Raw genomic sequence first — 6009 nt, 5'->3', positions numbered from 1 at the left:
TTCGACTGCGCCGGAAGTGGGGCGAATTATAGAGATCTGAAATCTGCCGTCAACACCTATTTTCATAAATCTGTCATACAACTTTAAAAAGCCCTAAAACACGAAGGCCGGCCCCCTCATGACAAGGGGGCCGGCCTTCTCTTCCACTACTGCTTACAAGCTAGGGAACGCGAACTGCGACGCCTCATGGCTCGCACGCTGCGGCCAGCGCTGGGTGATGGCCTTGCGGCGCGTGTAAAAACGCACACCGTCCGGGCCATAAGCATGCAGGTCACCGAACAGCGAACGCTTCCAGCCGCCGAAGCTGTGGTAAGCCACCGGCACCGGCAACGGCACGTTCACGCCAACCATGCCCACTTCGATCTCATCGCAGAACAAGCGCGCCGCTTCACCGTCACGGGTGAAGATGCAGGTGCCGTTGCCGTACTCGTGATCGTTGATCAGCTGCATGGCTTCTTCCAGGCTGTTGACCCGAACGACGCACAGTACCGGCCCGAAGATCTCTTCTTTATAGATACGCATCTCAGGAGTCACGTTGTCGAACAGGCAGCCACCCAGGAAGAAGCCGTTTTCATGACCGGCTACGCTCAGGCCACGACCGTCCACCACCAGGGTCGCACCTGCCGCTACGCCGTCTTCGACATAACCGCTGACTTTGTCGCGAGCCTGACCGGTCACCAATGGCCCCATGTCCAGACCGCACGAAGTGCCGGCACCGATTTTCAGCGCCTTGATCTGCGGCGTCAGTTTGGCCACCAGTGCATCGGCAACCTGATCGCCCACGCAGACCGCCACCGAGATCGCCATGCAGCGCTCGCCGCACGAACCGTAAGCAGCACCCATCAGCGCGCTGACGGCGTTATCCAGATCCGCATCCGGCATCAGCACCGCATGGTTCTTCGCCCCGCCCAGCGCCTGGACGCGCTTGCCGCGCTTGGTGCCTTCGGAATAGATGTATTCAGCAATCGGCGTCGAGCCAACAAAGCTCAGCGCCTTCACTTCCGGCGCTTCGATCAGCGCATCCACCGCAGCCTTGTCACCGTGAACCACGCTCAGCACGCCCTTCGGCAGGCCGGCTTCCAGCAACAGTTGGGCGATCAGCAGCGTCGAGCTCGGATCACGCTCGGATGGCTTGAGGATGAAACAGTTGCCGCAAACGATCGCCAACGGGTACATCCACAGCGGCACCATGGCCGGGAAGTTGAACGGGGTGATACCCGCCACAACGCCCAGCGGCTGGAAGTCGGACCAGGCATCGATGTTCGGGCCGACGTTGCGGCTGTATTCGCCCTTGAGGATTTCCGGTGCGGCACACGCGAACTCGACGTTCTCGATGCCACGCTTCAATTCACCGGCAGCGTCTTCCAGGGTCTTGCCGTGCTCTTCGCTGATCAGTTGGGCGATACGCGCCTCGTTCTGCTCCAGCAGTTGCTTGAAGCGGAACATCACCTGGGCGCGCTTGGCCGCCGGGGTGTTGCGCCAGGCCGGGAAAGCAGCCTTGGCCGCGTCGATGGCCTGTTGAATGGTTTCGCGGCTGGCCAGTGGCAGCTTGTGGATCGCCTGACCGGTGGACGGATTGAACACGTCGGTGCTGCGGCCGGTTTCGGTGATCAGTTCACCATTGATCAAATGCGGAATAACGCTCATGGAAGCTCCTGAAAATGTGTCAACGGGCGCCCCTATAAAGGGTGCCTTCTATATAGATGCGTAGCCAAGCCAAATCAGTCGAGTTTGCTCAGCACTTCACCGACCGCGTCGAACAGGCGATCCAGGTCCTGCGGCTTGCTGTTGAAAGTTGGGCCGAACTGCAGGGTGTCGCCGCCGAAGCGCACGTAGAAGCCTGCTTTCCACAGCGCCATGCCCGCCTCGAACGGACGCACGATGGCGTCGCCGTCACGCGGTGCGATCTGGATCGCGCCGGCCAGACCGAAGTTACGGATGTCGATGATGTTCTTCGTGCCTTTCAGGCCGTGCAGTGCATTTTCGAAATGCGGTGCGACTTCGGCCACGCTCTGCACCAGGCTTTCCTTTTGCAGCAGGTCGAGTGCAGCCAGGCCCGCAGCGCACGCCACCGGGTGAGCGGAATAGGTGTAGCCGTGCGGGAACTCGACCGCGTACTCAGGCGTCGGCTGGTTCATGAAGGTCTGGTAGATCTCGGAGCTGGCAATCACCGCGCCCATCGGGATCGCGCCGTTGGTGACTTGCTTGGCGATGCACATCAGGTCCGGGGTCACGCCGAAAGTGGTGGCGCCGAACATGGTGCCAGTACGGCCGAAACCGGTGATCACTTCGTCGAACACCAGCAGGATGTTGTGCTGGTCGCAAATTTCGCGCAGACGCTTGAGGTAACCCTGTGGCGGAACCAGCACGCCAGCGGAACCCGCCAGTGGCTCGACGAACACGGCAGCGATGTTCGAAGCATCGTGCAGTTCGATCAGTTTCAGCAGCTCATCGGCCAGCGCGATACCGCCCTGCTCCGGCATGCCACGGGAGTAAGCATTGCTCGCCAGCAGCGTGTGCGGCAGGTGATCGACGTCCATCATCGCCTGACCGAAGAGTTTGCGGTTGCCGTTGACGCCGCCCAGGCTGGTGCCGGCGATGTTCACGCCGTGATAACCACGTGCACGACCGATCATCTTGGTCTTGGTCGACTGGCCCTTCAGACGCCAGTAAGCGCGCACCATCTTCACCGCAGTGTCGGCACATTCAGAGCCCGAGTCGGTGAAGAACACGTGGTTCAGGTTGCCCGGCGTCAGATCGGTAATTTTTTCCGCCAGCTGGAACGACAGCGGGTGGCCGTACTGGAAGCCAGGCGAGTAGTCGAGGGTGCCCAGTTGTTTGGCGACCGCTTCCTGAATTTCCTTGCGAGTGTGACCGGCGCCACAGGTCCACAGGCCCGACAGCGAGTCATAGACCTTGCGACCCTTGTCGTCGATCAGCCAGCTGCCTTCGGCGCCAACGATCAGACGCGGATCGCGCTGGAAGTTACGGTTGGCGGTGTAAGGCATCCAGTGAGCATCGAGCTTCAGTTGGCTGGCCAGAGAAGTCGGTGCGTTTTCAGGCAAATTCATGGGTGGAACCTCGCAAGGCAATGAGCGGCGCAGGGAATGAAAAGCGTTGTTGCAGCTAAATTGCCACGGGGATAAAGTCGGTGAAATCCAACTTTTCTAACCTTCAGTCAGACGCTGACTAAACTATCGAGCAAGCCCATGAGCAGCCGTCGTCCCGACCCGCTGGCGCAAGTCAGCGACTTTGATATCCGCCTGTTGCGGATCTTTCGCAGTGTGGTCGAGTCCGGGGGATTCTCTGCCGCTGAAAGCGTACTCGGCATCGGTCGCTCGGCCATCAGCCAGCAAATGAGCGACCTGGAGCAGCGCCTCGGTCTGCGCCTGTGCCAGCGTGGCCGCGCCGGTTTTTCCCTTACCGAAGAAGGCCGCGAGGTGTATCAATCGGCGCTGCAACTGTTGAGCGCGCTGGAAAGTTTTCGCACCGAGGTCAACGGCCTGCACCAGCATTTGCGCGGCGAGCTGACCATTGGCCTGACCGATAACCTGGTCACCCTGCCCCACATGCGCATCACCCATGCTCTGGCGCAATTGAAGGAGCGCGGTCCGGACGTGCAGATCCAGATCCGCATGATCCCGCCCAATGAAGTGGAGCAAGGCGTACTCGACGGCCGCTTGCACGTCGGCGTGGTGCCGCAGGCCAGCGCGTTGTCGGGGCTGGAATATCAGCCGCTCTACAGTGAACGTTCGCTGCTCTATTGCGCGGTGGGCCACCCGCTGTTTTATGTCGACGACAAGCAACTGGACGACGGACGCCTCAATCAACAGGACGCCATCGCACCGACCTTCCGTTTGCCGGCGGAGATCCAGGCCCATTACCAGGCGCTCAACTGCACCGCCAGCGCCTCGGACCGCGAAGGCATGGCCTTCCTGATTCTGACCGGGCGCTACATCGGTTATCTGCCGGATCACTACGCCAGTCTCTGGGTCCAGCAAGGTCGCCTGCGCGCGCTCAAACCCAAGGCGCGCTTCTATGACCTGAGCCTCGCCTCGGTCACCCGCAAGGGCCGCCGTCCGCATCTGGTGCTGGAGAGTTTCCTTGAGAGCCTCGCGGCGACCCGTTAACGTGTCCGACGCCCCGCCAACCCTTCAAGACCTTAAATAAACGCCCATGCCATTCACCCTCAGCGACTTTTGCGAATACCGCGAAGAAATCCGCAAAAGCCGTTTCATCACCTTCGCCGCGCCCATCGGCAGCCCTGCCGAGGCGCAAGCCTTCATCGAGCGGCACAGCGACCTCGACGCGACGCACAACTGCTGGGCGTGGAAGCTTGGCGATCAGTACCGCAGCACCGACGACGGCGAACCCGGCGGTACCGCTGGCCGGCCGATATTGGCAGCGATCGAGGCGCAGGATTGCGATCAGGTCGTGGTGCTGGTGATTCGCTGGTATGGCGGCATTCAGCTAGGCACCGGCGGACTCGCCCGAGCCTACGGCGGCGGTGCCAACAAATGCCTGCAGGCAGCACCGAAGATCGAGCTGATCAGTCGCGTGCCGCTGCGTTGTGCCTGCGCGTTCGGCGAGTTGGCGTTGGTGAAGCTGCGGGTGGCGGAACTCGGCGGGCTGGTGGTGCAGGAAGATTTCACGGCTAATGGCGTCGAGTTGCAGTTGGCGGTGGGTGAAGCGCATATCGAAACGTTGCAACGGCAACTGGCGGATTTAAGTCGCGGGCGGATCTTGTTGCAGCGTTGAAACCCTCATGGACCTGCCGAACGCTGCGTTTTTTATAACGTTTGCTTTTATCCCCAGCCACGCACATTTGCCCACATCTGCTGTGCACCCGGCTGTGGATAACCTGAGCACATACCGCTGTAACCCTTCTGTCATGCGGCTTTGCGGGATTTGTTCACTTTTCGTCCAATTTGCCATCACAAAATACAAATTCAATTAAAAACAGTCACTTAGACCGGTTTATCACCTTTGGAAGATAGCCGCCCCCCGCTTATGCCCGACATTCGAGCTTGCGCACAAATACTGTGGAGCAATCTGTGGATAACCCGTTCATTCCCGTCGCCGCCCCATGCCGGACATGGCTTGCACATGACTGATCATTTTTTGAGCAGTTCTCTGTCATGCATGCCGCACCGGACACAATGAACTCGACGCCTCGCATCAGGCGTTGCAGCATAGGTATCCGTGACTCTTACTCATCAAGGAAGCCACTCATGTCCAAGGCAAAAACCGCGCTGATCATCGGCGCCTCCCGAGGGCTGGGCCTCGGCCTGGTGAACACCCTGCTGGCCGATGGCTGGCAAGTCACCGCCACCGTGCGCAACCCGCAAAACGCCGAGGCCCTGAAGGCGCTGGGCAATGTGCGGATCGAGAAGCTCGACATGGACGACCGGCAGGCGGTGATCGCCTTGAGCCAGCAGCTCAAGGTCGAAGTGTTCGACCTGCTGTTCGTCAATGCCGGGGTCAAGGGACCGGATGTGCAGACGCCGGGCGGCGCGACGCTGGCCGAAGTCGGCCAACTGTTCTTCACCAATGCCGTGGCGCCGATCAACCTGGCGCAGATCTTTGTCGGGCAGATCCGCCCGGACACCGGTGTGCTGGCGTTCATGAGTTCGGTCCTGGGCAGCGTGACCATGCCCGACGCACCGGAACTGGCGCTGTACAAGGCCAGCAAAGCCGCGCTGAACTCGATGACTAACAGCTTCGTCACGCAACTGGGCGAGCAGAAACTGACCGTGCTGTCGTTGCATCCGGGTTGGGTGAAAACCGACATGGGTGGTGACGGCGCGGATATCGATGTGCAGACCAGCACCCGTGGTCTGGTTGATCAGGTGAATGCGTACGTCGGCAAGGGCGGGCATCATTTTGTGAATTACCGGGGTGAGACCATTCCATGGTGATCCCTGACCTGTAGGAGCCGAGCTTGCTCGCGATGGACGACAGGGCACCGCGGGGTGTCAGGCTGCCAACGTCATCGTTGACGACCACCGC

Annotated in this window: 5 protein-coding genes; 3 read left to right on the top strand and 2 right to left on the bottom strand. The window is 60.5% G+C overall.

The window, feature by feature from the left end:
* Positions 1-153: 153 nt before the first annotated feature.
* Positions 154-1647, bottom strand: coding sequence for a CoA-acylating methylmalonate-semialdehyde dehydrogenase (locus ACW9JE_RS27855; RefSeq protein WP_175380311.1), 1494 nt, complete (start codon positions 1645-1647; stop codon positions 154-156).
* Between the two features lie 74 nt (positions 1648-1721).
* On the bottom strand, positions 1722-3071 hold the full coding sequence (locus ACW9JE_RS27850; protein ID WP_224536569.1) for an aspartate aminotransferase family protein: 1350 nt from the start codon (positions 3069-3071) through the stop codon (positions 1722-1724).
* Between the two features lie 138 nt (positions 3072-3209).
* Here ACW9JE_RS27850 and ACW9JE_RS27845 point away from each other — a divergent pair, with 138 nt between their 5' ends.
* The 3 genes from ACW9JE_RS27845 (at position 3210) to ACW9JE_RS27835 (ending at position 5918) form a co-directional block, all read left to right on the top strand.
* Positions 3210-4130 carry a LysR family transcriptional regulator gene (locus ACW9JE_RS27845; RefSeq protein WP_175380313.1) on the top strand — a complete coding sequence of 307 codons (921 nt, stop codon included), beginning with the start codon at positions 3210-3212 and terminating at the stop codon, positions 4128-4130.
* 46 nt (positions 4131-4176) lie between these two features.
* Entirely contained in the window at positions 4177-4758 is a 582-nt protein-coding gene (locus ACW9JE_RS27840; protein WP_224536571.1) for an IMPACT family protein, read from the top strand.
* Between the two features lie 473 nt (positions 4759-5231).
* Positions 5232-5918, top strand: a complete 687-nt coding sequence (locus tag ACW9JE_RS27835; protein WP_457434581.1) for an SDR family oxidoreductase — start codon at positions 5232-5234, stop codon at positions 5916-5918.
* Positions 5919-6009: the final 91 nt, after the last annotated feature.

Source organism: Pseudomonas sp. SDO55104_S430, from assembly GCF_054070595.1.
Note: the sequence above shows the minus strand (reverse complement) of the source record. Positions and strands in the feature narration are given on the sequence as shown.